We start from the raw sequence: 20389 nt of genomic DNA, 5'->3' as shown, positions 1-20389 counted from the left end.
GCGGGGCGGGGGCTACGGGCGGCGCCGCGGCTTGCCGCGCTTGGGGGCGGCCGCACCGCCGCGGGCGTTCTTGCCGCCGGACTTCGCCGCCGGCTTCCCGGCCGTCCGGGGCTTGCCGCCCGTCTTCTTCGCCGGGGCGGCCTTGCGCTCCTGCTTGGGCTGCGGGGACGTGGCCTGACGGCCGCGCGAGCTGTTCACCGTCCGGCCCCGGACGATCCCGATGAAGTCCTCGACCATGTCGGTGGTCTTCTCCTCCGGCCAGGACAGCGCGACCCGGGAGGCGGGGGCGTCCGTCACCGTCCGGTAGGTGAGGTCCTTGCGGTGGTGCAGGCGTGCGAGGGACTGCGGGACGACGAGCACGCCGATGCCGGCCGCCACCAGCTCGATCGCGTCCGCCGTGGTGGCGGGCCGTTCGAAGGCGGGCTTGCCGGGCGGGGTCTCCCAGCCCAGGACGTCGTCCAGGGGGTGCAGGACGATCTCGTCGGCCAGGTCCTCGGTGGACACCTCGTCCACGGCGGCCACCACGTGGTCCTTGGGGACCACGACCACGGTGGTCTCGGTGTAGAGCGGGATCGCGCTGAGGTCCGTACCGTCCACGGGCAGCCGGACGAACCCGGCGTCGGCGTCACCGCCGCGCAGCGCGGCGAACGCCTCGCCGGCGGTCACGCCGACCAGGGTCAGCGGGATGTCGGGCAGCCGCTCGTTCCAGATCCGCACCCACTTGGTGGGTGTGACCCCCGGGACGTAGGCGAGCCGGAACGAAGGGGATGCATCCGAGCCTGTCACCCCGCAAGGTTACCGGGCGTGGTCGGAGCCCGCGCACATGCTCGATACCCTTGGAGCATGACGTCGCACCAGAGCACCCAGACGATGAAGCCCGCGACCGCGGCGAAGAAGCTGGGTGTGTACCTCGAGGCCACCCCCGCAGAGTTCCAGGAGGGCGTGGTCTCGCGCACCGAGCTGAACGCACTCCAGGCCGAGCCGCCCGCCTGGCTGGTGGAGCTGCGGCGCAACGGACCGCACCCGCGCCCGGTGGTCGCCTCGAAGCTGGGCGTCTCCATCGCCGGCCTCGCGCGCGGCGGGGTCACCGAGGCGCTCACCACCGAGCAGATCGAGGCCCTGAAGCAGGACAACCCGGAGTGGCTGCAGAAGGAGCGCGCCACCCAGGCCGAGGTCCGCAAGGAGGCCGTGCGCATCAAGGAGAAGCGGGCGGAGAAGGCGGAGAAGGACGCGCAGAAGCGCTCCTGACCGCCTCCCCGCACGCCAGGACGGCCGGGCCGGGTCCCTCGGGACCCGGCCCGGCCGTCTTCGCGTCCGCGGGGCCCGTCCGGACGATCGGGCCGCTGGACCTCGACTCCGTCGGCCGGGTGGAGCGGGCGGCCCGGGAGGCCGGCCGCGCCGGCGGCTCCACGCCCTGAGCCCGCCGCCTGCGGCGAGGGCCCGCTCAGCCGGCCGGGGAGACCAGGCCCATCTCGTACGCCGTGATCACCAGCTGGACGCGGTCGCGGGCGCCCAGCTTGCCGAACAGCCGCGCCACGTGGGCCTTGGCGGTGGCCACGGAGATGAACAGCTCCTCGGCGATCTCCTGGTTCGAGCGGCCCCGGCCGACCAGCGTGAGGACCTCGCGCTCCCGGTCGGTGATGCCCGCCCCCGGGCGCGGGGCCCGCCCAGGCGCGCGCTCCGCGCCCGGGCCGGGGCCGGGGCCGCGGACGAAGTCCGCGATCAGGCGGCGGGTGACGCCCGGGGCGATCAGCGCGTCCCCGGCGGCGACCACGCGGATCGCCGCGAGGATGTCCTCCAGGGCCATGTCCTTGACCGCGAAGCCGCTCGCGCCCGCGCGCAGCGCCCCGTAGACGTGTTCGTCCTCGTCGAAGGTGGTCAGCACCAGCACCCGGGGCGCGGCCGGTCCGCCGGTGATCCGGCGGGTGGCCTCGATGCCGTCCATGCCGGGCATCCGGATGTCCATCACCACCACGTCGGGTCCGTGCGCGGCGGCCCGCTCGACGGCCTCCGCGCCCGTGCCGGCCTCGGCCACCACCTCCAGGTCGGCGGTCTCACCGATGAGCACCCGCAGCCCCGACCGCACCAGCGGCTGGTCGTCGACGAGCATCACCCGGACCGGCCCCCCGCTCATCGCCGCACCGCCGGCTCACCGGCGGGCAGCGGGATCTCCGCCGCCACCCGGAAGCCGCCCTCGGGGCGCGGTCCGGCGCTTAAGCGGCCCCCGAGCAGCCCGACCCGCTCGTACATGCCCGTGATGCCGAAGCCCGGCTTCCCGGGGCGCACCGCCGCGCCCCTGCCGTCGTCGGCCACCTCCACCCGCAGCTCCTCCTCCCGGAACTCCACGGTCACCCGGGCCCGGGCGGAGCCGCCGGCATGCCGGACGACGTTGGTGAGGGCCTCCTGCACGATCCGGTAGACGGACAGGTCGATGTCCGCGGGCAGCGGACGCGGCTCGCCGGTCCAGCGGACCTCCACGCCGACGCCCGAACCCGCGAGCGAAGCGGCCAGCGCGTCGAGGTCGGCGAGTCCCGGCGCGGGCCCCGTCGGGGCGGCGCGGCCGTCCCCGCCGGGTTCGGCCCGGCGCAGGGCGACCAGGGTCCGGCGCAGCCCGGCGAGGGTCTCCCGGCTGGTGTTCTCGATGGCCTCCAGCGCGCTGCGCGCCTCCTCGGGCCGGGCGGCGATGACCCGCCTCCCCACCCCCGCCTGGATGGCGACGACCCCGATGCTGTGGGCCACCATGTCGTGCAGCTCCCGTGCGATGCGCAGCCGTTCGGCGGTCACCGCCTCGGACACGGCCTGGGCGCGCAGCTCCACGGCGTGGACGCGCCGCTGACGCACCAGCAGCCCGGCCATGCAGCAGGTGCCCAGGGCCAGGACCGAGATCAGCAGCGCCGCGACGAGGACGGCACCGGGCGCGAGCAGGCCGACGGCCAGGACCTCCACCACCGCGACGGCGGCACCGGCGGCGATCGCCTGCCGGCGGGGGCGCACGGCCACGACGAGGCCGAGGACGAGGTCCACCGGGAGGTAGCCGAGCAGCCGGATGGGGCCGTGCGGCCCCATCGACCCGAAGGCGGCCAGCGTGGCGGCGACGAGGGTCAGGGCCAGTGCCGCCGACGGCCGGCGCCGGAGCATCCCGGCCAGCAGGCTCAGCGCGAGCAGCAGCACGGCCGCCGCCACCGGACCGGTGTTCTGGGGGCCGGCGGCGAGGAGCAGGCCGGCGGCGAGGAGGTAGAGGAGGGCCGCGCCCGTGTCGAGGAGCGCGGTGCGCACCCGCCCTCCCTCGTCCGTGCCGAAAGGCGCTCGTAGCGCTGTTGTGTTCATGCCGCGACAGTAATCACCGCACTCGGCGGGGGCATCGGCCCGCGGGCTTACGCCCCGGGGCGGGGTCGCGCACCCGCGGGGTCCGCTGAAACCCGTTCGGCGGCGGGGCGTTAGACGTACGGACCGGTGCGTGCGCCGGCACTCGCGACGAGCCCTACGAGTACGAGGAGACACATGACGGACACGGACACCGTGCGGGCCCGGTCCGGCCGCGGGAGACTTGCGGCCCACTGCCGGCGGATCACCGAGGCCCCCTCGTTCGGCATGGGCGTCTTCGTTGTGATCCTGATCAACGCGGGCCTGATGGGGGCGGAGACGTACAGCGGCCTGGCCGCGTCCCAGGGCCGGATCCTGCAGCTGGCGGAGGACGGCTGCCTGGTCCTGTTCACCCTGGAGATGGTACTGCGCCTGGGCTCCTACGCGGACCGGCCGAAAGCATTCTTCCGGGACCCGTGGAACATCTTCGACCTGCTGATCGTGGCCTCGGCCTTCCTGCCGTTCCTGCGCTCGAACACCACCGTGCTGCGGCTGCTGCGCCTGGCCCGCGTGCTGCGCACCGCCCGTTTCCTGCCCCATCTGCGCATCCTGCTGCTCGCGGTGGGGCGCAGCCTGCCGGGCACGGCGAGCTTCCTGTTCGTCGGCGCGCTGGTGGTGTACGTGTACGCGATGGTCGGCTGGGTCTGCTTCGCGCGCTCCGACCCGCAGCACTACGGCTCGATCGGCCGGGCGGCGCTCACCCTGTTCCTGCTCACCACCCTGGATGGGCTGACGGACGCCGTCCGGGCGGGCCTGGAGATCTCCCGGTTCAGCATCCTCTACTACGCCTCTTACGCGCTCCTCGCCTCGTTCGTCCTGGTCAACGTCCTGATCGGGGTGGTGCTGAACTCCCTCGACGAGGCCCGGGAGATGGAGGAGGCCGACGCCCGGGCCCGGGAGCGGGCGACGAGGGACAGGGACGCCGCCGACGAGGTCCGCGAGCGGATCACCGCGGCGCGTCTCGCCCTGGACGACCTGGAGGCCAGCCTCGACCTGGTCCGGTCGGCGCCCCCGGCCGCGCCCGGGCCGCGGGAGCCGAAGGAGCGGGAGCGTCAGCTGGAGTCCGCCGTGTAGCTCCCCGGCGGAGGTCCCCGCCCGTCCCGCGGGCGGGGACCTCCGCCGGCGGCCGGTTCAGCCGCCGTCGCGGACCGCGACGATGCCGTTGAACACGCCGACGTACGCCGTTCCGTCGGGCCCGAGGGTGATCGGCGCCCAGTTGTTGTCGTACAGCGGGCCGGTGCCCGTCAGCTGCCGCCAGCGGCGCTCACCGGTGCGGAAGTCCACGGCGGTGAGGTACCAGGCGTCGACGCCCCAGGCGTTGGGCTCCTTCTCGTAGAAGTAGAGCAGCCCGTTGCCGGTGGAGAGCTTGGGGACGACGGAGGGCGAGCGGATCGCGCTCTCCCAGACCGTGTCGCAGCCGCTGCCGTCCGCGCGGACGTCGATGCGGCTGACTCCGCCGACGACCGACTTGCCCAGCAGCAGCGAGGTGACGTTCTCGTAGCCGTAGTTGTTCTCGACGACGATGCTGTTGCCCCAGGTGATCAGGGAGTTGTCGGTGGTCGAGGCGCCGGAGCCGAAGACGGGCACCTTGCAGACCAGCCGCCGGTCGGCGGGGACGTCGGTGCCCCGCCGGTAGACGAGGACGTTCATCCGGTCGTCGGCGTTGTCGGTGATGGCGACGTAGCCGTCGCCGAAGAGGTCCGGGGTGGTGCCCGAACCCTGGTTCACGGAGCCGGGCTTGGTCCCGGTCCCGCGGTCGTACGTCTGGCGCCACTGGACCTCGGGGGTGCCGTCGGCGGTGGCGCGGAAGCTGTAGAGGGCGTGGTCGGAGACGATGGAGACGCCGTCCTCGGCGACCGAGAAGGAGTTCTGGACCTCCTCGCCGGTCAGCCGGACGGAGCGGATCCGCGAGGTCTGCGGGTCCACCGTGCCGACGCGGCCCTGGCGGGTGACCCACCAGATGAGGCCGTTCCAGTCGGGCATGACCGAGGTGACGGGGTCGCAGGTGCCGGTGGGCCACAGGTTGGTCCAGCCGACGCAGTCGTGCGGCACCTGGCCGGTGAGGTCCCAGTCGTCCTCGACGGTGAACTTCCAGCTGCCGTCGGGGTTCTGGGAGTGGGCCAGGCGCAGGACGTGCTGGCGGGAGTCGGCCAGCACCGCGCGGTCCTCGTCGTCGAGGTAGAAGTAGGCACCGCCCGAGGTGTCCTTGAAGATCTTCGAGAAGTCGAGCGAGGTGATCGCCTCGACCGTCGAGGAGCGCTGCGGGAGCTGGTGTTCCGCGAGCGTGGCGAGGGTGCGGGGCTCCAGGAGCTTGACCTTGAAGCCGGAGAAGGTGCCGCAGACGGTGACGAGGCGGCCGCCCGCGTCGAAGGTGGCGGTGGCGCACTCCCCGCCGAGTGCGGCGATCCTCTCGCTGGTGACCTGCGGGTCGCGGCCCAGCGGTCCGGACCAGGGGGAGGTGGCGCTTCCGCCCGCGTCCGCGTGCATGCCGCTGCGGCCGTTGGGTGCGAGGAAGGGGTGCTGCGGCGGGGCCCCGTCCGGCAGCGGCGCGGCGGTCGCCGGGGCGCCCTCGTAGTGGCGGACCAGGCGGTGGCCGGGGGCCTGCGGGATCTCCTCGGCGCGGGCCGGCGAGGCGAGTCCCGCGAGTACCGTCAGGGCGGCGACGGCCGGGACCGCGGCGCAGTTCAGCGCTCTTCGGAACATCCGGGCGACCTCCTTCTCGTGGAGTGCTGTTGACATTGCGTCTGACATCGCGCCGCCGCCAGACGCTAGATCGCACCGCCCGAGGAGTCCATGGAGGGAGGGGATGATTCATGAAGGCGCAACAGTCGGCCGGCCGCGCGCGATGTCGCTCCGGTCCGCCGTGCGGTCGCACCAGCGGCCGAGCAGCACCGGATCGTGCAGCAGGGGGCGTCCCCGACGAGGGCGAGGGCGGTGGCGGCCCGCTGGGCGAGGCCGCCGGAGAGCTGGTGGGGGTGGCGGTCGAGGTGGTCGGCGGGGGAGGCGGTCCGGGCGGCGGCGGCCTCGGCGACCCCGCGCCGGGAGCGGATGCCGGTGGGTTCCCGGACGGTCTCCTCCATGCCAGACGAGATCGGAATGCGACGAACCCGGTCATACGGACGCCGATTCCCGGCCACCGGGGGCTTGTCCGGCCGCCCCCACCCGTGCCATATATGTCTAGACCTTTACGAGAGCCCGTACGAGGAAGGCACCCCGTGCGACCCATCACGGCCCCGCGCCGCGCCGGGGCGGCCCGCGCCGGCCTCGCCCTCTGCCTGACCGCCGCGCTGACGGCCTGCGGCGCCGGCGGGGACACCCGTCCCCCGCCCGCCCCCGGCGGCCTCACCGCCCGGGCGGGCAGTGCCACTTCGGTCCACGTGATGTGGGAGGCGGCCCCGCCCGCCGACGGGGTCACCGGCTACCAGGTCTTCCAGAGCGGCCGGCTCGTCCGGGAACTCCCCGCCGAGAAGACCATGGTGGACGTCACCGGCCTCGCCCCGCAGACCGCCTACGCGTTCACGGTCCGGGCCAGGGACGCCGCCGGGAACCGCTCCTCCCCGAGCGCCGCCGCGCAGGTCACCACCCCCGCGGCCCGGGCCGAGGACCACCTGCCGCCGACCGCGCCGCCCACCACCGCCGGCCGCGCCGAGGGCCCCCGGGCGGTCCGCCTGGAGTGGAGCCCGGCGACCGACGACACGGGCGTGACGGCGTACGACGTCTACCAGGGCGGGATCCGGATCCACACGGCCGGCGCCGCCGAGGCCTCCACCACCCTCACCGGTCTCCAGCCGGGCACCGCCTACTCCTTCACCGTCCGGGCCCGCGACGGCTCCGACAACAGCTCCCCCGACGGGCCGGCGGTGGCCGTGACCACCCCCGACGACCCCGCCCAGGGGCCCGGCACCGCGCCCGGCGGGTTCACGGCGACCGCCTCCCCCGCCGCCGTCGACCTGGGCTGGAGCGCCCCGGACACCGGCCGGGAGACGGCCGAGTACCAGCTCTACGTCAACGACCGGCCCGTCACGGTCATCCAGTTCGGTGCCGGCGCCGTACCGAAGGGCCGGGCCTCCTACCGGCTCACCACCACCGAGGCGGCCGGGACCGTCTGGACCCTGAAACTGCGCGCCCGCCTGCCCGACGGCAACTGGGGGGCCTTCTCCGAGGAGCGCCGGATCACCCTCCCCGGCTGACGGCCGCGGGCCGGCCCGCAGGAGCGATCCGGGCCGAACGGCACGGCCCGGGAAGAAGATCGCGCACAATACGTCCGTGTTCGGTGAGTACTCGGTCAACCACGGTCAGGCAGGTGCCGCCGACGGCGGTCATACGTCAGAATCTGGCGCCGTGCCGGGAAACCTACCGCCGGAAACGGCGAGCTTCTTCGGCCGCGAGGCCGAACTCGACCGCCTCGACGGCCTGCTGGACCAGCGAAGACTGATCACCCTGACCGGGGTCGGCGGAGTCGGCAAGTCCCGGCTCGCCCTGCGGGCCGCCGCCCGCCCCGGCCGGTCCCGGCCCGACGGGGTCTGGTGGGTGGAGCTCTCCCCGCTGCGCGACCCCGGGCTCCTGGCCACCACCCTCGCCCACGCCCTCGGCCTGGCCATCGGCGCCGCGCCCCACGCCGCGCAGTCCCTCGACGAGGAGCTGTGCACGTGGATGGCCGACAAGACGCTGCTCATCGTCCTCGACACCTGCGAGCACCTGGTCACCCCGGTCCGGCACCTGGTGGGCGAACTCCTGCAGTCCGCACCCGGACTGACGGTGCTGGTCACCTCCCGCGAGCGGCTGGGCTCCCCCGGCGAGACCGTCCTGGAGGTCCGCCCGCTGCCCTGCGAGGGCCCCGACAGCGACGCACTCGCCCTCTTCCGGGCCCGCGCCCTGGCCGCCGCGCCGCAGGCCGCCGCCGCCCTCGCCGACCCCGCCCGTGCGGCCCTCGCGGCCGAGGTCTGCCGCCGCCTGGACGGCATCCCGCTCGCGCTGGAGCTGGCCGGGGCCCGGCTGCGGCTGTGGACGCTGGAGCGCATGGCCCAGCTGCTGGGCGCGCGCTTCGAGGTGCTCTCGGACATCACCGGCGCCGCCCTGCCGGCCCGGCACCGGACCCTGCGGACCGCGATCGGCTGGAGCCACGAACTGTGCGAGCCGCTGGAACGGCTGCTGTGGGCCCGGCTGTCAGTGTTCGCCGGGGACTTCGACGCGGCCGCCGCCCGGACGGTGTGCGCCGGCGGACCGCTGCCCGCGGCACGGGTGGAACGGCTGCTGGAGGGGCTGGTCGCGAAGTCCGTCGTGCGCCGGTCCCGGGAGCGGGGGGCGGGGGCCCGCTACCGGATGCTGGACACCATCCGCGAGTTCGGCCACGACTGGCTGGAGGAGCTGGACGAGGTGGGGGCCGTCGCCGACCGCCACGCCCACTGGTACGCCGCCCTCGCCCGGGCCGCCGAGCAGGGGTGGATGGGGCCGGGGCAGGTGGACTGGTACCGCAGGATGAGCTCCGAGCACGCACAGCTGCGCACCGCACTGGAGCACCTCCTGGGGACGGACCCGGAAGCGGCCCTGGAGATGGCCGGGGCCCTGTGGTTCTTCTGGTTCTCCTGCGGCCACCTCCAGGAGGGCCGGGGCTTCCTGGAGCGGGCCCTGGCCCAGGTCCCGCCGACGGGGGCCGCGCACGCCCAGGCGCTGTGGGCGCTCGGGCTGACGATGCTGCTCCAGGGCGACCTGGGGGCGGCCCGGCTGACGGGCCTCGCGTGCGTGCGGGCCGCGGACGGGCTCGGCGATCCGGAGGGGCGCCAGCGCGCCGCCTACCTGCGCTCGGCCTCCCTCCTGATGCCGGGCGACCCGGCTCGGGCGCTCGCGCTGGCGGGACCCCGGGCGCGCACGGGCCACGGCGGGAGCGGGCGCGGGGCGGGGCGGCTGCTGTGCCAGCTGGTGAGCTCGTACGCCCTGTGCGACCTGGGGCGCTTCGAGGAGGCCGCCGAGGAGGCCCGGGGGCTGCGCGAGGCGTGCGTGGAGCTCGGCGAGCGCTGGCTGCGGGCGTACGCGGACTACGTGCTGGCCTTCGCGGCGCTCGGGCTCGGCCAGCACGGCGAGGCCGCCCGGCACGTGCGGGCGATGCTCTCGGGCAAGCGGCTGCTGAACGACCGCTTCGGCATCGCGATCGGCCTCGACATGCTCGCGGCGGCGGTGGCGGCCCTGGGCGACGGGGAACTGGCCGCGCGGCTGCTGGGCACCGGACACGCCTGGTGGCGCACGGTGGGGCGGCCGCAGATGGGCTCGCCCTCCCTGACGGCCCTGCGGGACCAGGGCGAGCGGCAGGCCAGGGCGGCGATCGGTGACGCGGCGTACGAGACCGCGTTCCGGGGCGGTGCGGCGGCGTCCACCGGCTGAGGGGCGGCCGGTGGACGTCGTAAGGCGAGGGCTCCCGTCAGTACGGGAGGGGTCTGCCCGACGGTGTGCGCAGGTCCAGGTCTCGGGGGGCGGGCTTGGGGACGGGCTTGCGGATCAGCTGCTGGCGCATGCTGCCTCCTCGCTCAGACCAGGGCCGGGCGACGGGGTTCCACCGTCCGGCCTTCGGGGAGCAGTTCCCCGGTGTCGTCGAAGACCACCACGCCGTTGCAGAGCAGGCTCCAGCCCTGTTCGGGATGGAAGGCCACGGTGCGGGCAGCGTCACGGTCGGCGCTGTCGGCGGGCGGGCAGGGGGGCTGGTGGGAGCACATGGCGCACCTCCTCGCAGTGTGGGGCGGGAGGGCCGGTGGTCACCCGGTCGATTCCGCGATCCACGGTGGCGGCGAGTATTGCCGATCGCCGCCCCCGGACGGAACCCGTTTTCGAGGTCGAGTTCAGGGTGTGTATGCCCGCTCACCATGCGCTCATGCCGGCCGTCGGGATCTTCTCGGCGCACACGGAGCCCGCCGCCCCGCAATCCCGCGGCGCGCGCCCCCGGCAAAACAGGACGATCACCGCAACGCATCCGCCCCCGGAGCCCCGGGAGTGGCCAGGATCACACGGGCCGCAGGCCTCTCGTCCGGTCCCTCCGGAGGGGCCGGACGCGGTTCCCGCACCCCCGGCCCCCACCCCTCCCGCGGCTAGCGGATCGGCATCCCGGAGAGGGTGCGGGCGATCACCAGGCGCTGGATCTCGCTCGTCCCTTCGAAGATCGTGTAGATGGCCGCGTCGCGGTGCATCCGCTCCACCGGGTACTCCCGGGTGAAGCCGTTGCCGCCGAGTATCTGCACCGCCTGGGCGGTGACCTTCTTGGCCACCTCGCTCGCGTAGAGCTTCGACATGGAGCCCTCCGCCGCGGTGAAGGGCTTCCCCGCGATCGCCATCCACGAGGCCCGCCACACCAGCAGCCGGGCCGCGTCGATCTGCGTGCGCATGTCCGCGAGCTGGAAGGCCACGCCTTGGTTGTCGATGATGGGCCGGCCGAACTGGGTGCGGGTCTTCGCGTAGTCGAGGGCGACCTCGTACGCGGCGCGGGCCGTGCCGACGGCCATCGCGCCGACCGCGGGCCGCGAGGCCTCGAAGGTGGCCATGGCGGCGTTCTTCACCCGCTCGCCGCCCGCCTTCGCCTTCTCGCGGGCCCGCGCGAGCCGCTCGTCGAGCTTCTCCTTGCCGCCGAGCAGGCAGGAGCCGGGGACGCGCACGTCCTCCAGGACCACCTCGGCCGTGTGGGAGGCGCGGATGCCGTGCTTCTTGAACTTCTGGCCCTGCGAGAGGCCCGGGGTGCCCGGCGGGACGATGAAGGAGGCGTGGCCCTTGGTGCCGAGTTCGGGGTCGACCACGGCGACGACGATGTGGACGTTGGCGATGCCGCCGTTGGTGGCCCAGGTCTTGGTGCCGTTGAGCACCCACTCGTCCGCGGCCTGGTCGTAGACGGCCCGGGTGCGCATCGCGCCGACGTCGGATCCGGCGTCCGGCTCCGAGGAGCAGAAGGCGGCGACCTTCACGTCGTCGGGGGTGCCGTACATCTGCGGGATCCAGGTGCCGATCTGCTCCTCGGTGCCGTTGGCGAGGACGCCGATGGCCGCGAGCCCGGTCCCCACGATCGACAGGGCGATGCCGGCGTCGCCCCAGAAGAGCTCCTCCATGGCCATCGGCACGCCCAGGCCGGTCGGGTCGAAGAACTGCTGGGCGTAGAAGTCCAGCGAGTAGATGCCGACCTTGGCGGCCTCCTGGATGACGGGCCAGGGGGTTTCCTCGCGCTCGTCCCACTCCGCCGCCGCGGGGCGGATCACGTCGGCGGCGAAGCCGTGGATCCAGTCGCGGACCTGCTTCTGGTCGTCGTTGAGCTCCATGGTGAACTCCGCCATGTCCCCTCCAGCTGATGCACACGGCCTCACGGCCCCGCCCGGCAGTCCCGCCCCGCGGGTTACTGCCGGTAACCTGAACGATGGCCACAGTCTGTTACCGGCCGGTAAGCACTGTCAAGCGCCGCCGGTTCGATCGCCAGGGTGTGCGGGGTGTTACGTTGCGTGGGCGTCACGCACATCGCAAGGGCGGGGAGAGAAACACGTCATGCAGACCACCCAGGAGGCCGGAGCCGGGGAGCCGGGAGCCGGCGAGCGCCGCCGGCGCGAGCTGCTCGAGGCGGCGGACCGCGTCGTCCTCAGGGACGGCCCCAAGGCCTCCATGAACGCCATCGCGGCGGAGGCGGGCATCACCAAGCCCATCCTCTACCGGCACTTCGGCGACAAGGCGGGGCTCTACCAGGCCCTGGCCGTCCGGCACACCGACGCCCTGCTCGACTCGCTGCGGGCCGCGCTCGACGCCCCGGCCGAGCGGCGCAGCCGGGTGGAGGCCACCCTCGACACCTACCTCGCCGCCATCGAGGCCCGCCCCCAGGTGTACCGGTTCCTGATGCACCCCGCCGAGGACTCGCAGAGCTCCGAGCGCGGCTTCGACGTCGGCCTGCACTCCGCCCCGCTGCTGCGCCGGCTCGGCGAGGAGCTGGCGAAGGTGGTGGGCGAGCGCGTCGACCTCGGCCCGGGCGGCGAACAGCTCGCGCGGATCTGGGGGCACGGCATCGTCGGCATGATGCACGCCGCCGGCGACTGGTGGCTCGGCGAACGCCCGTGCACCCGGGCCGACCTGGTGGCGGGGCTCACCGACCTGCTCTGGGGCCGCCTGGCCACCGCCGGCAACCGCGAGGACGGCCCGGGCTTCTGACCGGGCCGGGCGCGCCGGCGGCCGGCCGGGCTACTTCTGCCCGGCCGCCCGCCCCCAGGACGTCTTGCGGATGGCCCGGCGCAGCAGGCGGGCGCGCAGACCGGTCACCCGGTCCGCGTAGACGGTGCCGTCGAGGTGGTCGCACTCGTGCTGGAGGCAGCGGGCGAAGAACCCGGTGCCCTCGATCCGCACCGGCGTCCCGTCGGAGGCGACCCCCTCGACGACCGCGCGGTCGAAGCGGGCGGTGCCCGCCTCCAGGCCGGGCAGCGACAGACAGCCCTCGGGGCCGACGAACTCGTCCCCGTCCGCCTCGACCAGGCGGGGGTTGACGACGTGTCCCACATGGCGGACGTCGTCGTCGTCCGGGCAGTCGTAGACGAAGACGCGCTGCCCGGTCCCGATCTGGTTGGCGGCGAGTCCGACGCCCTGGGCGGCGTACATCGTGGCGAACATGTCCTCGATGAGGCGGTCGAGTTCGGGGCCGAAGTCGGTGACCTCGGCGCAGGCGGAGTGGAGCACCGGATCACCCAGCAGGCTCATGGTGCGGACGAGTCCGGTGGTACCGGGGATGGGGCGCTGTCGCATGGCCGTAAGGGTACGACGGACGAATATATGAGGAGATCCGCGGCTGACCGGGGGCGCCGCGGTCAAGGCTCCGGCCGGTACTGGATAGGCTGGGGCGACCGACGCTAGGAGGACAAAGGACGATGGCAGGCAACACGGAGCCGCTTTCGCCGCGGGCCAAGCTGGCCGTGACGGCGGGCAAGGCCGCGGCGGCGGTGTCGCGGGCCGCGGGACGCGGAAGCGGATCGGTGATCGGTGGCAAGGTCGCACTCAGGCTGGACCCCGATCTCCTCGGCGCGCTGGCGCAGCATCTCGATGTCGTCCTCGTCTCCGCGACGAACGGCAAGACCACGACGACCCGCCTGATCGCGGAGGCCCTGCGGGCCAGCGGTCCGGTCGTCTCGAACGCGCTGGGCGCGAACATGCCGGCGGGCATCACCTCCGCCCTGGCCGGCGGCTCGGACGCCAAGTACGGCGTCATCGAGGTGGACGAGAAGTACCTGGCCGGGGTGGCCCGGGACGTCACCCCGAAGGTGATCGCCCTGCTGAACCTCTCCCGCGACCAGCTGGACCGCGCGGCGGAGACCCGCATGCTCGCCGAGAAGTGGCGCGAGGGGCTCCAGGGCTCCAAGGCGGTCATCGTCGCGAACTGCGACGACCCCCTGATCGTCTGGTCGGCGTCCTCGTCGCAGACCGTCGTGTGGGTCGCGGCCGGCCAGGAGTGGAAGGACGACGCCTGGTCGTGCCCCTCCTGCGGCGGCGTCATGCAGCGCCCGGGCGACGACTGGTTCTGCGGCGAGTGCGGTTTCCGCCGCCCGACCCCGACCTGGGTGCTCTCCGGCGACCACGTGCTGGACCCGCACGGCAGCGCCTGGCCGATCCACCTCCAGCTGCCGGGCCGAGCCAACAAGGCGAACGCCGCCACCTCGGCCGCCGTGGCCGCCGTGTTCGGCGTGCCCCCGCAGGTCGCGCTGGAGCGCATGTACCAGGTCCAGGCGGTCGCCGGCCGCTACGACGTGGTCAGCTTCCAGGGCCGCGAGCTGCGTCTGCTGCTCGCGAAGAACCCGGCCGGCTGGCTCGAAACGTTTTCGCTGATCGACGGCCCGCCGGCGCCGGTGATCCTGTCCGTGAACGCCCGCGGCGCGGACGGCACCGACACCTCGTGGCTGTGGGACGTGGACTACCCGCGGCTCGCCGGCCACCCGATCTTCGTGATCGGCGACCGCAAGCTGGACCTGGCCGTCCGCCTGGAGGTCGCCGGCCTGGACTTCCGGGTCTGCGAGACGCTCGACGAGGCCGTGCAGCTGGCGCCGCCCGGGCAGATCGAGCTGATCGCCAACTACACCGCCTTCCAGGACGTGCGCCGCCGCGTCGGCAACTAGTCACCCATAGAGGACAAGAGCATGAGCGACAACAGCCTGCGTCTGGTGTGGGTCTACCCCGACCTGCTCAGCACGTACGGAGACCAGGGCAACGCCCTCGTGGTGGAGCGCCGGGCGCGCCAGCGCGGCCTGGACGTGCAGCGCGTGGACGTGCGCAGCGACCAGCCGATCCCCACCTCGGGCGACATCTACCTGATCGGCGGCGGTGAGGACCGGCCGCAGCGGCTGGCCGCGGAGCGCCTGCTGCGCGACGGCGGCCTGGAGCGCGCCGTCTCGAACGGGGCGATCGTCTTCTCCGTCTGCGCCGGGTACCAGATCCTCGGCAAGGAGTTCGTCAACGACATGGGCCAGCGCCAGGAGGGGCTGGGCCTGCTGGACGTCGTGACCGTGCGCGGCGAGGGCGAGCGGTGCGTCGGCGACGTGCTCGCCGACATCGACCCGCGGCTGAACCTGCCCCCGCTGACGGGCTTCGAGAACCACCAGGGCGTCACGCACCTGGGCCCGACGGCCAAGCCGTTCGCCCGCACCCGGCTGGGCCGGGGCAACGGCACCGGCGACGGCACCGAGGGCGCGTACAACGACACCGTCTTCGGTACGTACATGCACGGTCCCGTGATGGCCCGCAACCCGCTGATCGCGGACCTGCTGCTGAAGCTGGCCCTCGACGTGAACGCGCTGCCGGCCATAGACGACCGCTGGTACGAGGCGCTGCGCGAGGAGCGCATCGCGGCGGCCACGCAGCCCGCGTAGCGCGCGGCGGCTCCGAGCCGTACGGCATGAGGCCCGGACCCCCTCGGGGGTCCGGGCCGACGTGCTTTCGTACGATCTTCCGTTTCGTAGGTCCTCGATGTGGACGATGGTTCAGTCCGGTGGGAATCCGCTTGTAGGGTGACGGTTAGTTCCAACCGGACGACGTGGTCCGGTCGTCGGCCCACGTTGCAAAGGTTCTCTGTGCCATGCGCATTGGTGTGCTCACTTCCGGTGGCGACTGCCCCGGCCTCAATGCCGTCATCCGCTCCGTCGTGCACCGCGCCGTCGTCGACCACGGGGACGAGGTCATCGGCTTCCACGACGGCTGGCGCGGCCTGCTGGAGTGCGACTACCGCAAGCTCGACCTGGACTCGGTGGCCGGCATCCTGGCCCGCGGCGGCACCATCCTCGGCTCGTCCCGCGTCCAGCCCGCCCACCTGCGCGACGGCGTGGAGCGGGCCCGGGGCCACGTGGCGGACCTCGGCCTGGACGCCATCATCCCGATCGGCGGCGAGGGCACGCTGAAGGCCGCCAACCTGCTCGCGCAGGGCGGCCTGCCGATCGTCGGCGTACCGAAGACGATCGACAACGACATCTCCTCCACCGACGTGACCTTCGGCTTCGACACCGCCGTCGGAGTGGCCACGGAGGCCCTGGACCGGCTGAAGACCACCGCCGAGTCCCACCAGCGCGTGATGGTCGTCGAGGTCATGGGCCGCCACACCGGCTGGATCGCCCTGCACTCGGGCATGGCGGCCGGCGCGCACGCCATCGTGGTGCCGGAGCGCCCCTTCGACATCGAGGAGCTGACGGCCATCGTCGGCGAGCGCTTCTCGGCCGGCAAGCGGTTCGCCATCGTCGTGGTCGCCGAGGGAGCCAAGCCGCGTCCCGGCTCGATGGACTACCAGCAGGGCGGCACCGACCAGTACGGCCACGAGCGCTTCGCCGGCATCGGCAACATCCTCGCCGTGGAGCTGGAGCGGCGCCTGGGCAAGGAGGCCCGTCCGGTCATCCTGGGCCACGTCCAGCGCGGCGGCACGCCCACCGCCTACGACCGGGTCCTGGCCACCCGCTTCGGCTGGCACGCGGTCGAGGCGGCGCACCGGGGCGAGTTCGGCATGCTGACGGCCCTGCGCGGCACCGACATCGTGATGGTCCCGCTCGCCGAGGCCACCTCGACCCTCAAGACCGTCCCGGACGCGCGGTACGACGAGGCGCAGACGGTTCTGTGATGTTCCACCCGTTCTGACCCCTGGTGCCGCCCCCGGACGCGTTCGCGTCCGGGGGCGGCACTACTGTGGTGGGGCGCCACAGTCAAGGGAGTGAACAGATGGACCACAGCGGTCACGGCATGGACATGAACATGGATATGGACATGAACATGGACCTGCCGCCGTTCACCCTCGGGCGCGGCCTGGAGTTCTCCTTCGACGGCTTCTTCCTGTTCGGCTCCCTGATCGGGCTCGCCCTGTACGGATGGGGCGTGCTGCGGCTGCGCCGGCGCGGGGACGCCTGGCCGCCGGGCCGGACCCTCTCCTTCGCGGCCGGTGTGCTGACGGTGGTGCTGGTGATGTGCACCAAGCTGAACGACTACGGCATGGTCATGTTCAGCGTGCACATGGTCCAGCACATGGTGATCAGCATGGTCACCCCGATCCTGCTGCTCCTCGGGGCTCCGGTGACCCTGGCCCTGCGCGCCCTGCCGCCGGCGGCCCGCGGCAGCAAGGGCCCGCGCGAGCTGCTCCTGATGCTGCTCCACAGCCGGTACATGCGGATCATCACGCACCCGGCCTTCACCATCCCGATGTTCATCGCCAGCCTCTACGCCCTGTACTTCACCCCGCTCTTCGACTTCCTGATGCAGAGCAGGGCCGGGCACATCGGCATGATGGTCCACTTCCTGGCCGTCGGCCTGATCTTCTTCTGGCCGATCATGGGCGTGGACCCGGGGCCGCACCGCCCCGGCTACGTGATGCGGATGCTGGAGCTCTTCGCGGGCATGCCCTTCCACGCGTTCTTCGGCATCGCCCTGATGATGGCCAGCGAGCCGATGATCAAGACGTACGCGAACCCCGCCGCCTCCCTGGGCATCGACGCGCTGGACGACCAGCACTGGGGCGGCGGCATCGCCTGGGCCTTCAGCGAGATCCCGTCCGTGCTGGTGCTGATCGCGCTGGTCTACCAGTGGTACCACTCGGAGCAGCGCGCGGCGAGGCGCTCGGACCGGGCCGCGGACCGCGACGGCGACAAGGAGCTGGCGGAGTACAACGCCTATCTCGCCTCGCTCCGAGGGCGCGGCCAGTAGCGCCGGAGCCCGTCGGCGCGCCACCATGGGGCATGAACGGATCCGTTAAGGCGATGGCCGTCACGACCCTCGCCGCCCTGGTGGCCGTCTCCACGTACTCCGTGGCCCTCGGCAGCAACGGCTGGCTGTGGTTCGGCTGGGTGGTGCTGGGGCTGCTGACCCTCGCCCTGGCCGCCTCCCGCAGCACCTGAGACCGGCCCGGGCCCGCACGGCCCGCTCCTCGCCACCGCATGGCTGATCCGTCCGTGGTCCGACCGTCGGGTGAAGGGAAGCGCCGGGTGTTCTACCACCTGCTCAAGCACGTCCTGCTCGGGCCGCTGCTGCGGCTGCTGTTCCGGCCGCGGATCGAGGGGCTGGAGAACATCCCCGCGGAGGGTGCCGCGATCGTCGCGGGCAACCACCTGTCCTTCTCCGACCACTTCCTGATGCCCGCGATCCTGCGGCGCCGGATCACCTTCCTGGCGAAGGCCGAGTACTTCACCGGCCCGGGGCTCAAGGGCCGGCTGACCGCGGCCTTCTTCCGCAGCGCCGGGCAGATCCCGGTGGACCGCTCCGGCAAGGACGCCGGGCAGGCGGCGCTGCGCGAGGGGCTCGGGGTGCTGGCGAAGGGCGAGCTGCTGGGCATCTACCCGGAGGGGACCCGCTCGCACGACGGGCGGCTCTACAAGGGCAAGGTCGGGGTGGCGGCGATGGCGCTGGGGGCCGGGGTGCCCGTCGTCCCGTGCGCGATGCTCGGCACCTTCGAGATCCAGCCGCCCGGCCAGACCCTCCCGAAGATCCGGCGGGTGACGATCCGCTTCGGCGCCCCGCTGGAGTTCTCCCGGTACGCGGGGATGGAGGGCGAGCGGGCCGTGCTGCGCGCGGTCACCGACGAGATCATGTACGCGATCCTGAACCTCTCCGGCCAGGAATACGTCGACCGGTACGCGGCCGAGGTCAAGGCGGAGGAAGAGGAGGAGCGGAAGAAGGCCCGGCGCACGAAGCGCTGAGCCTCCTCCCGCTCACCGGGGTTCCCGGGGTCCTAGCGGACGGCCGGGAGCTCCTCGCGCTTCGCGAGCTCCGAGGCCGGGGCCTGGGCGAGCGACTTCGCGGCGGCCGGGGCCGGCGGCACCGGAGTGGCGTGCGGGCCGCACTTCACGTCCTTGGCGTCGACCTTGCCGGTCAGCAGGTAGGACTCCACCCGCGTGTTGATGCAGGGGTTCACCAGGCTGGTGACGCCGTGCGAACCGGCGTTCTGCTCGGTGATCAGGCGCGAGCCCGCCAGGCGGCGGTGCAGCTCGACACCGCCCTGGTACGGGGTGGCGGCGTCACGCTCGGACTGGACGATCAGCACCGGGGCGATGTTCTTCGCGCCGACCTCGATCGGGGTGCTCTGCTTGGACTTCCAGGTCGCGCAGGGCAGGTTCATCCAGGCGTTCGACCAGGTCAGGAACGGGTACTTCTTGTGCAGCTCGCTGTTGTCCCGGTCCCACTTGGCCCAGCTGGTCGGCCACTTGGCGTCGGCGCACTCCACCGCGGTGTAGACGGCGTTGCTGTTCTCGGACGCGGCGTTGCCCTTGGTGTCCGTCATGTCCGGGGCGATGGCGTCGATCAGCGGCTTCTCGTCGCCGGCGGCCCAGGCGCTGAAGGCCTGCGCGACCGGGACCCACGAGGAGTCGTAGTACGGGGCGCCCTGGAAGAAGCCGATGAGCTCGGCCGGACCGACGACCCCGCCGAGCGGGTGGGCCTTGGCCTGGGCGCGCAGCTCCTGGTACTTGGCCTCGACCTTGGCGCGGGTGTCGCCGAGGTGGAAGGTGGAGTCGTACTTGGCGACCCAGTCCTGCCAGTCGTTCCAGCGCATCTGGAAGGCGACGTCCTGCTCCAGGTTGGCCTGGTACCAGATGTTGTCCGTGTCCGGGTTGACCACGGAGTCGACGATCATGCGGCGCACGTGGCCCGGGAACAGGGTCGCGTAGACCCCGCCCAGGTAGGTGCCGTAGGAGACGCCGAGGTAGTTCAGCTTCTTCTCGCCGAGGGCGGCCCGGATGACGTCCAGGTCGCGCGCGGTGTTGGTGGTGGTCATGTGCGGCAGCATCTCGCCGCTGCGCTCCTTGCAGCCGTCCGCGTACTCGGCGGCGAGCTTGCGCTGGGCGCGCTTGTCGGCCTCGCCCGAGGGGACCGGGTCGGCCTTGGGGGCCTTGACGAACTCCTGCGGGTCGATGCAGGAGATCGGCGCGGAGTGGCCGACGCCGCGGGGGTCGAAGCCCACGAAGTCGTACGCCTTGGAGGTGTTGACCCACAGCGGGCTCTTGGTGGTGACCCGGCGCGGGAAGCGCATGCCGGAACCGCCCGGGCCGCCCGGGTTGTAGACGAGGGCGCCCTGGCGCTCCTCCTTGGTGCCCGTGCTGACCGCGCGGTCGACCGCGATGTCGATGGTCTTGCCGAAGGGCTTCGTGTAGTCGAGCGGGACCTTCACCCAGCCGCACTGGATGGGCTTCTCGAAGCCCCAGTCGGCCGGGCAGTCCTTCCAGTCGATGCCGGTGCGCGCGGCGCGGGCGGCGGCGATCTGGGCGCCGACCGCCTCCGCGGCGCCGTTGTCCTTGCCGGCCGAGGCGGCCGAGGCGGACGGCGCGAGCAGCAGGCCCGCGGCCAGTGCGCCGGTGATGAGAGTGGCGGCGCTCCCCAGCGTCGCGTTGCGTATCACGTGGTTGATCCCCCTGGTCATGTGCCGCGTGAAGCGGCCGGGTTGGGTCAGGGGGATCCTTTCGTCTGACAGGTACCCGGCAACAGACCGAGGTCGAGTTCTTTGCCAACCCGATAACCGGAAACGGGTGTACCGCTGAGCGGTGTCCCATTCGCCCTGGATCCGCCCGCCCGTCACCCACCG

19 protein-coding genes and 1 pseudogene are annotated in these 20389 nt (G+C 73.1%); 11 read left to right on the top strand and 9 right to left on the bottom strand.

Annotated elements, in window-relative coordinates:
- Nucleotides 1-12: 12 nt before the first annotated feature.
- Complete coding sequence (locus AB0469_RS28230; protein ID WP_366454261.1) at nucleotides 13-786, bottom strand: LysR substrate-binding domain-containing protein; 774 nt, start codon at nucleotides 784-786, stop codon at nucleotides 13-15.
- Nucleotides 787-843: 57 nt separating this feature from the next.
- On the opposite strand from AB0469_RS28230, the gene AB0469_RS28225 reads away from it, so the two are divergent.
- Nucleotides 844-1248: a DUF5997 family protein gene (locus AB0469_RS28225; RefSeq protein ID WP_366454260.1), complete on the top strand. Its 405-nt coding sequence runs from the start codon at nucleotides 844-846 to the stop codon at nucleotides 1246-1248.
- A 196-nt stretch (nucleotides 1249-1444) separates the two neighbouring features.
- On the opposite strand, the gene AB0469_RS28220 is transcribed toward AB0469_RS28225, so the two are convergent.
- Nucleotides 1445-2134, bottom strand: a complete 690-nt coding sequence (locus AB0469_RS28220) for a response regulator transcription factor (RefSeq protein ID WP_366454259.1) — start codon at nucleotides 2132-2134, stop codon at nucleotides 1445-1447.
- The gene (locus AB0469_RS28215) at nucleotides 2131-3327 is read right to left on the bottom strand and encodes a sensor histidine kinase (RefSeq protein ID WP_366454258.1); all 1197 of its coding nucleotides are present in this window, start codon (nucleotides 3325-3327) and stop codon (nucleotides 2131-2133) included. The genes AB0469_RS28220 and AB0469_RS28215 overlap by 4 nt, the downstream gene beginning before the upstream one ends.
- A gap of 174 nt (nucleotides 3328-3501) precedes the next feature.
- Here AB0469_RS28215 and AB0469_RS28210 point away from each other — a divergent pair, with 174 nt between their 5' ends.
- Complete coding sequence (locus tag AB0469_RS28210; protein ID WP_366454257.1) at nucleotides 3502-4437, top strand: ion transporter; 936 nt, start codon at nucleotides 3502-3504, stop codon at nucleotides 4435-4437.
- A 57-nt stretch (nucleotides 4438-4494) separates the two neighbouring features.
- Here the strand turns inward: AB0469_RS28210 and AB0469_RS28205 are convergent, their stop codons facing one another.
- Both AB0469_RS28205 and AB0469_RS28200 read right to left on the bottom strand, forming a co-directional pair.
- Nucleotides 4495-6066 (bottom strand): hypothetical protein, encoded by a 1572-nt coding sequence (locus AB0469_RS28205; RefSeq protein ID WP_366454299.1) that lies wholly within the window; start codon nucleotides 6064-6066, stop codon nucleotides 4495-4497.
- Nucleotides 6067-6269: 203 nt separating this feature from the next.
- Nucleotides 6270-6449, bottom strand: a pseudogene (locus tag AB0469_RS28200) (ABC transporter ATP-binding protein); the annotation flags it as partial.
- A 129-nt stretch (nucleotides 6450-6578) separates the two neighbouring features.
- Between AB0469_RS28200 and AB0469_RS28195 the strand changes: the two are divergent.
- Together AB0469_RS28195 and AB0469_RS28190 are read left to right on the top strand one after the other, a co-directional pair.
- Nucleotides 6579-7553, top strand: a complete 975-nt coding sequence (locus tag AB0469_RS28195; protein ID WP_366454256.1) for a fibronectin type III domain-containing protein — start codon at nucleotides 6579-6581, stop codon at nucleotides 7551-7553.
- Nucleotides 7554-7704: 151 nt separating this feature from the next.
- A complete protein-coding gene (locus AB0469_RS28190; RefSeq protein WP_366454255.1) occupies nucleotides 7705-9741 on the top strand; it encodes an NB-ARC domain-containing protein in 2037 nt (678 codons plus the stop codon).
- 143 nt (nucleotides 9742-9884) lie between these two features.
- Here AB0469_RS28190 and AB0469_RS28185 read toward each other — a convergent pair whose 3' ends face one another.
- Together AB0469_RS28185 and AB0469_RS28180 are read right to left on the bottom strand one after the other, a co-directional pair.
- A complete protein-coding gene (locus AB0469_RS28185; protein WP_042809879.1) occupies nucleotides 9885-10070 on the bottom strand; it encodes a DUF5999 family protein in 186 nt (61 codons plus the stop codon).
- A 369-nt stretch (nucleotides 10071-10439) separates the two neighbouring features.
- Entirely contained in the window at nucleotides 10440-11666 is a 1227-nt protein-coding gene (locus AB0469_RS28180) for an acyl-CoA dehydrogenase family protein (protein ID WP_366454254.1), read from the bottom strand.
- 205 nt (nucleotides 11667-11871) lie between these two features.
- On the opposite strand from AB0469_RS28180, the gene AB0469_RS28175 reads away from it, so the two are divergent.
- On the top strand, nucleotides 11872-12522 hold the full coding sequence (locus AB0469_RS28175) for a TetR family transcriptional regulator (protein ID WP_366454253.1): 651 nt from the start codon (nucleotides 11872-11874) through the stop codon (nucleotides 12520-12522).
- 30 nt (nucleotides 12523-12552) lie between these two features.
- Here AB0469_RS28175 and def read toward each other — a convergent pair whose 3' ends face one another.
- Nucleotides 12553-13107: a peptide deformylase gene (gene def, locus AB0469_RS28170; protein ID WP_366454252.1), complete on the bottom strand. Its 555-nt coding sequence runs from the start codon at nucleotides 13105-13107 to the stop codon at nucleotides 12553-12555.
- Nucleotides 13108-13229: 122 nt separating this feature from the next.
- Here def and AB0469_RS28165 point away from each other — a divergent pair, with 122 nt between their 5' ends.
- The 6 genes from AB0469_RS28165 (at nucleotide 13230) to AB0469_RS28140 (ending at nucleotide 18512) form a co-directional block, all read left to right on the top strand.
- Complete coding sequence (locus AB0469_RS28165) at nucleotides 13230-14468, top strand: MurT ligase domain-containing protein (RefSeq protein ID WP_366454251.1); 1239 nt, start codon at nucleotides 13230-13232, stop codon at nucleotides 14466-14468.
- A gap of 21 nt (nucleotides 14469-14489) precedes the next feature.
- Entirely contained in the window at nucleotides 14490-15218 is a 729-nt protein-coding gene (locus AB0469_RS28160) for a type 1 glutamine amidotransferase (protein ID WP_042809884.1), read from the top strand.
- Between the two features lie 206 nt (nucleotides 15219-15424).
- The gene (locus AB0469_RS28155) at nucleotides 15425-16450 is read left to right on the top strand and encodes a 6-phosphofructokinase (RefSeq protein ID WP_042809885.1); all 1026 of its coding nucleotides are present in this window, start codon (nucleotides 15425-15427) and stop codon (nucleotides 16448-16450) included.
- 98 nt (nucleotides 16451-16548) lie between these two features.
- Complete coding sequence (locus AB0469_RS28150) at nucleotides 16549-17523, top strand: cytochrome c oxidase assembly protein (RefSeq protein WP_366454250.1); 975 nt, start codon at nucleotides 16549-16551, stop codon at nucleotides 17521-17523.
- A 32-nt stretch (nucleotides 17524-17555) separates the two neighbouring features.
- Nucleotides 17556-17714 carry a hypothetical protein gene (locus AB0469_RS28145; protein ID WP_042814717.1) on the top strand — a complete coding sequence of 53 codons (159 nt, stop codon included), beginning with the start codon at nucleotides 17556-17558 and terminating at the stop codon, nucleotides 17712-17714.
- Nucleotides 17715-17801: 87 nt separating this feature from the next.
- Nucleotides 17802-18512 (top strand): lysophospholipid acyltransferase family protein, encoded by a 711-nt coding sequence (locus AB0469_RS28140; protein WP_366454249.1) that lies wholly within the window; start codon nucleotides 17802-17804, stop codon nucleotides 18510-18512.
- A 32-nt stretch (nucleotides 18513-18544) separates the two neighbouring features.
- Here AB0469_RS28140 and AB0469_RS28135 read toward each other — a convergent pair whose 3' ends face one another.
- Nucleotides 18545-20227, bottom strand: coding sequence for an alpha/beta hydrolase (locus AB0469_RS28135; RefSeq protein WP_366454248.1), 1683 nt, complete (start codon nucleotides 20225-20227; stop codon nucleotides 18545-18547).
- Between the last annotated feature and the right edge of the window lie 162 nt (nucleotides 20228-20389).

Origin of the sequence: Streptomyces sp. NPDC093801, from assembly GCF_040701585.1 — a bacterium.
Lineage (GTDB): Bacteria > Actinomycetota > Actinomycetes > Streptomycetales > Streptomycetaceae > Streptomyces.
This window is presented reverse-complemented; position numbering and strand designations above follow the sequence as displayed.

What these genes read in the sequence shown, in the direction of transcription:
- AB0469_RS28225 (WP_366454260.1), top strand. Translation starts at nt 844, where the DNA reads ATGACGTCGCACCAGAGCACCCAGACGATGAAGCCCGCGACCGCGGCG.
- AB0469_RS28220 (WP_366454259.1), bottom strand. Translation starts at nt 2,134, where the DNA reads ATGAGCGGGGGGCCGGTCCGGGTGATGCTCGTCGACGACCAGCCGCTG.
- AB0469_RS28215 (WP_366454258.1), bottom strand. Translation starts at nt 3,327, where the DNA reads ATGAACACAACAGCGCTACGAGCGCCTTTCGGCACGGACGAGGGAGGG.
- AB0469_RS28210 (WP_366454257.1), top strand. Translation starts at nt 3,502, where the DNA reads ATGACGGACACGGACACCGTGCGGGCCCGGTCCGGCCGCGGGAGACTT.
- AB0469_RS28205 (WP_366454299.1), bottom strand. Translation starts at nt 6,066, where the DNA reads ATGTTCCGAAGAGCGCTGAACTGCGCCGCGGTCCCGGCCGTCGCCGCC.
- AB0469_RS28185 (WP_042809879.1), bottom strand. Translation starts at nt 10,070, where the DNA reads ATGTGCTCCCACCAGCCCCCCTGCCCGCCCGCCGACAGCGCCGACCGT.
- AB0469_RS28180 (WP_366454254.1), bottom strand. Translation starts at nt 11,666, where the DNA reads ATGGCGGAGTTCACCATGGAGCTCAACGACGACCAGAAGCAGGTCCGC.
- AB0469_RS28175 (WP_366454253.1), top strand. Translation starts at nt 11,872, where the DNA reads ATGCAGACCACCCAGGAGGCCGGAGCCGGGGAGCCGGGAGCCGGCGAG.
- def (WP_366454252.1), bottom strand. Translation starts at nt 13,107, where the DNA reads ATGCGACAGCGCCCCATCCCCGGTACCACCGGACTCGTCCGCACCATG.
- AB0469_RS28165 (WP_366454251.1), top strand. Translation starts at nt 13,230, where the DNA reads ATGGCAGGCAACACGGAGCCGCTTTCGCCGCGGGCCAAGCTGGCCGTG.
- AB0469_RS28160 (WP_042809884.1), top strand. Translation starts at nt 14,490, where the DNA reads ATGAGCGACAACAGCCTGCGTCTGGTGTGGGTCTACCCCGACCTGCTC.
- AB0469_RS28155 (WP_042809885.1), top strand. Translation starts at nt 15,425, where the DNA reads ATGCGCATTGGTGTGCTCACTTCCGGTGGCGACTGCCCCGGCCTCAAT.
- AB0469_RS28150 (WP_366454250.1), top strand. Translation starts at nt 16,549, where the DNA reads ATGGACCACAGCGGTCACGGCATGGACATGAACATGGATATGGACATG.
- AB0469_RS28145 (WP_042814717.1), top strand. Translation starts at nt 17,556, where the DNA reads ATGAACGGATCCGTTAAGGCGATGGCCGTCACGACCCTCGCCGCCCTG.
- AB0469_RS28135 (WP_366454248.1), bottom strand. Translation starts at nt 20,227, where the DNA reads ATGACCAGGGGGATCAACCACGTGATACGCAACGCGACGCTGGGGAGC.